The 4,133-nt window shown below is 43.5% G+C and carries 5 protein-coding genes; 2 read left to right on the top strand and 3 right to left on the bottom strand.

The window, feature by feature from the left end; all coding sequences use genetic code 11:
* Window positions 1-176: carbamoyl-phosphate synthase domain-containing protein (locus A3G3_RS14325; RefSeq protein WP_323806854.1), on the bottom strand; the 176-nt coding region annotated here is incomplete at its 3' end.
* A 358-nt stretch (window positions 177-534) separates the two neighbouring features.
* The gene (locus A3G3_RS0108865; RefSeq protein ID WP_019520177.1) at window positions 535-1,362 is read right to left on the bottom strand and encodes a helix-turn-helix transcriptional regulator; all 828 of its coding nucleotides are present in this window, start codon (window positions 1,360-1,362) and stop codon (window positions 535-537) included.
* A gap of 206 nt (window positions 1,363-1,568) precedes the next feature.
* Here A3G3_RS0108865 and A3G3_RS0108860 point away from each other — a divergent pair, with 206 nt between their 5' ends.
* Both A3G3_RS0108860 and A3G3_RS0108855 read left to right on the top strand, forming a co-directional pair.
* Window positions 1,569-2,411: a cysteine hydrolase family protein gene (locus A3G3_RS0108860; protein ID WP_019520176.1), complete on the top strand. Its 843-nt coding sequence runs from the start codon at window positions 1,569-1,571 to the stop codon at window positions 2,409-2,411.
* A 132-nt stretch (window positions 2,412-2,543) separates the two neighbouring features.
* Window positions 2,544-3,518, top strand: coding sequence for an SLAC1 family transporter (locus A3G3_RS0108855; protein ID WP_026212949.1), 975 nt, complete (start codon window positions 2,544-2,546; stop codon window positions 3,516-3,518).
* A gap of 6 nt (window positions 3,519-3,524) precedes the next feature.
* On the opposite strand, the gene A3G3_RS14320 is transcribed toward A3G3_RS0108855, so the two are convergent.
* On the bottom strand, window positions 3,525-4,133 hold a 609-nt coding region (locus A3G3_RS14320; RefSeq protein ID WP_040631647.1), incomplete at its 5' end, for a TatD family hydrolase.

The following is a 4,133-nucleotide window of genomic DNA, read 5'->3' as shown; positions in this document are numbered from 1 at the left end:
TGCGGATAGGTCAGCGTAACCATTTGTTTGGCGTAGCTTGGGTCGGTGAGAATCTCTTGGTAGCCTGTCATGGCGGTGTTAAAGACGACTTCACCGACCGTCTCACCGTCCGCCCCAATGCTAACACCGTGAAAAATTGTACCGTCTTGTAGGGCTAAAATGGCTTTTTTGGTCATGACACGCTCCGCTAAATAGATGATAAATATTATAAGAAATGTTATTGTTGGCAAATTTTAGACAAAATTTTTTGGCAAAACTGCCATAATCTAAAATTTAGGGCGTGCCTGCCTTTTGTATTTGCAATGAAAAATAAGATTTAGCCATTTTTCATGCAAAAACATCATTTTATTTCTACGAAATTTGTAAATTTTAAATTGTGTTATAAAGGGCAGGCACGCCCTAGACACAAAAAAAAGCGAATGATTAAAAATAAACTCAACTTTGCTCAAATAAGGGGCAAAAGTAAAGTTGTATTTTCATAATCACTCGCTTGTCGTAGATTTTGGTTATTATATACAAAAAAACAGCTTTTTTCTACCATTTTTTATCAAAATTTTCGCCAAGCCACTCACTTGGTGTTTTGCCAATTTCCTTGACAAAGGCTCGTGTCAAAGAAGCATTATGACTGTAGCCCACCCTTTGGGCAACCACCGCCACAGGCAAGCCCTTTTTTAAAAGCATTTGGGCAAGGCTAATCCGCCAAGTGGTCAAATAATCACTGGGCGACACCCCCATCACTTCCTTAAAATAGTTGCCAAATTTGGCTTTGGACATAAAGACCTTATCCGCCATCGTTTGCAAATCCCAAGCGTGGGCAGGATTTTGATGAATGTCCAGCAACAGCGGAGTAAGGGCGGTATCGGTCAAACCCCTTAATAGCCCCACTTTAATAAGCCCCTTTTCTAAGCATTCTCGCACCACCAAAATCAACACATAACCACACAAATACGACATGAGTGCCTGATGACCGCATTTGGGCGACTGGCTTTCTTTAAAAATCTGCTGCGCCACCGTCATCAAATGGGGCATATCGTCCAAAAACAAAATGGCAATCTGCGTCAAATCATAAATGAGCGGATTTTGAATGTCTTGCCCAAAATCAAAACTGACACAAAACACCTGCAAATCATCGCTGGTAGGCTCGACACGGTGCAAACAGCCAGCGGGCGAAAACAGCACACAAGGGCGGTCAATGACCATCGGCGGCTGTCCTTTTTGAATTAAACGGCAACTGCCTTGATAAATAAAGTGCAAATAGCCCTTATTTGGCTCATCAAACTGCCCCATACGGCACAATAGCCCCACAAAAAACAGCTCGGTGCGAAAGGAAAATTGGGTAAATAAATGGGTTAAAGCGTCCATAGATAGATTTTTTCATCAATAAGAATTATTCTAACAAAAAGTACGATACACAACAACAAAATAAGATTTTGGTTAAATTATCAATGCGATTGGTTAAATTGATAAGGAAAAATAATCCTATAATAAGCACCAAGTTTGATAAGGCAGATTATCAAATGATTGATTTTAAATAACAATGTTAAAGGTGCAATTTAAAAGGTGCAATTATGTCAGAACAAATCATCAACGAACAAGAAACCATTGATACCACTCGCCGTAGTGTCGCCAAAATCGCAATGAGTGCAGGCGTGCTTGGAGCAATGGGGCTTGGTAGCCTTGCCCACGCCGCTCCCAAAGCAAGCAAAACCGTTACCAAAAGCCCCTATGCCGAACCTGACGAGTACGGACTTGAACGCCCTGGTATGAAAATTGACCCAAAACGAGTGGCGTTGGTGGTGGTGGACCCACAAAACGACTTTTTGAGCCCAAATGGGGTAATGTGGGGCGTGCTAAAAGACAGTATCATTGAAAACAACACCGTTGAAAACATTGAAAGCCTGTTTAAAGCCGCCAAAAAAGTGGATATGCCTGTCATCGTCTCGCCCCACTACTATTACCCAACTGACCACCAATGGGAGTTTATGGCACCAGGCGAAAACTTTATGCACAAAACCAATATGTTCGCTCGCAAAAGTGCATACAGTATGGACGGCTTTAAAGGCTCTGGAGCGGACTTTGTGGAACGCTATAAGCCTTATATTTTTGACGGCAAAACCACCATTTGCTCACCGCACAAAATCTTTGGCCCTGAAACCAGCGATGTGGTGTTACAGCTTAGAAAACGCAAAATTGACCAAGTGATTTTGGCGGGTATGGCAGCCAACTTGTGCATTGAATCGCACTTGCGTGAGCTTGTAGAACAAGGCTTTGAAGTTACTGTGGTCAAAGATGCCACCGCAGGACCTCGTATTCCAGAAGGTGATGGTTATTTGGCAGCTCTGGTAAACTTCCGTCTAATTGCTAATGACCTATGGACAACCAAAGAGACGGTCAAGAAAATGGGGGCGTGATTGCCTGTTTGAATTGACCTTAAAACCCTAAATTGGCATTCAAACCGTCTTTTGTGATACGGGCAAAAGGCGGTTTTGGCATTTAAAATTTTAACGCAATAATCAACATACAATCTCTTAAAAGTTTGCACAATGAACACCGACAAGCAGATATTTTTGGGAAAAACGCCCCTGCCAGCGTCATTTTTCGCTATGCCACTTGGGCTTGGGGCATTTGCTTTGGCTTGGCACCACACAAACAAAACATTTGCCTTTGGCGATATGATCAGTCAAACACTTGGCATATTGGCGATTGGGTGTTGGCTGTTGTTTTTGGGATTGTACCTACACAAAGCCCTCTATCATCGCAGACATTGGCTTGATGAGCTGCATTGCCCTGTTCGCTTTGCCTTTGTGGTGCTGATTTTTGTTAGTGGTATGATTGTCGGCGAGATTTTGACCGTTTGGCATTATGAATTTTTGGGCAAATCGCTGATTTATCTGTTTGTGGGTTTGCAGTTATTATACGGTGTTTGGCGGATTGCCACGCTTTGGCAAGGCGAGGAATTTAAGCAACAATCCACCCTACCACCGTTTTATTTGCCAGCCGTTGCCAGCAATTTTACCAGTGCTGGTGCATTAAGTTTGCTTGGGCTAAATGACTGGGCAATGCTGTTTTTTGGGGCAGGATTGCTTGCTTGGCTGATGTTTGAGCCTGTGCTACTGCAACATCTTCGCACCCAAGAAATCCCCACCAAACTGCGAGCTACTTTTGGTATCATTTTAGCCCCTGCCTTTGTGGGGGCAAATGCCTATATCGCCACGACAGGGCAGGTGGATATGGTCGCCAGAATGCTGATTGGTTATGGCATTTTGCAACTGCTGTTTTTGGCAAGGTTATTTACTTGGGTGTTGAAGGCAGGGGTTGGGGCAAGTTTGTGGAGCTTTTCGTTTGGCTTAGCATCAATGGCAAGCGTTGGCATCGCCCTGTATCAGCACAATGTATTATCGTCTTTGGGTGTGATAATGTTTGTTTTTGCCAACATTGCCCTGATTGCCTTGCTTATTTTGACAGTATTTAGATTGGTGCAGGGTAAGTATTTTGGGATTATAAACTCATCAATTTAACCAAAATTAACCATATTGATTTAACAAATTATCAAAATTAGCACTTGTCATCACCCCAATCTCCTCCGCCGATTTGCTAAAAATATCGCCCAAAGCCTTTGCCACGTATGGCACAAAAGACGGCTCATTATCCTGCCCACGTTTTGGCACAGGGGCAAGATAGGGGCTGTCGGTCTCTATTAAAATTCGGTCAAGGGGTAATTTTTTGGCAACTTCTTGTAGTTCCACCGACTTTTTAAAACTGACAATGCCAGAAAACGAAATATAAAGCCCCATATCAAGGCAGGTTTTGGCAAGTTCCAATGCTCTTTCTAAGGCGCGCTCCACGTCATCGCCCACAACGATTGCCCCGTTTTGAGCCCCTTTTTCACGCAGAATACGGGTCAGTTTACGAGTGTCAATATCGCCAATCGCCACGACATTGTGCTTGATAAGGTATTCAGACAGCGACATCTGGCTTCTAAAATTACTATGAAGCAGTGGCAAATCACGAATAATCAGACCGCTTGCCCATACTTTGTGAATGCGTCCAGACTCAGTGTCTTCTTCGTTACAGCCTGTGTTGCCGATGTGCGGATAGGTCAGCGTAACCATTTGTTTGGCGTAGCTTGGGTC

Source organism: Moraxella boevrei DSM 14165 (assembly GCF_000379845.1).
GTDB classification, from domain to species: domain Bacteria; phylum Pseudomonadota; class Gammaproteobacteria; order Pseudomonadales; family Moraxellaceae; genus Faucicola; species Faucicola boevrei.
Note: the sequence above shows the minus strand (reverse complement) of the source record. Positions and strands in the feature narration are given on the sequence as shown.

Bases quoted from the DNA above. Each gene is read 5' to 3' on its own strand.
- A3G3_RS0108855 (WP_026212949.1), top strand. From the start codon at position 2,544: ATGAACACCGACAAGCAGATATTTTTGGGAAAAACGCCCCTGCCAGCG.
- A3G3_RS0108860 (WP_019520176.1), top strand. From the start codon at position 1,569: ATGTCAGAACAAATCATCAACGAACAAGAAACCATTGATACCACTCGC.
- A3G3_RS0108865 (WP_019520177.1), bottom strand. From the start codon at position 1,362: ATGGACGCTTTAACCCATTTATTTACCCAATTTTCCTTTCGCACCGAG.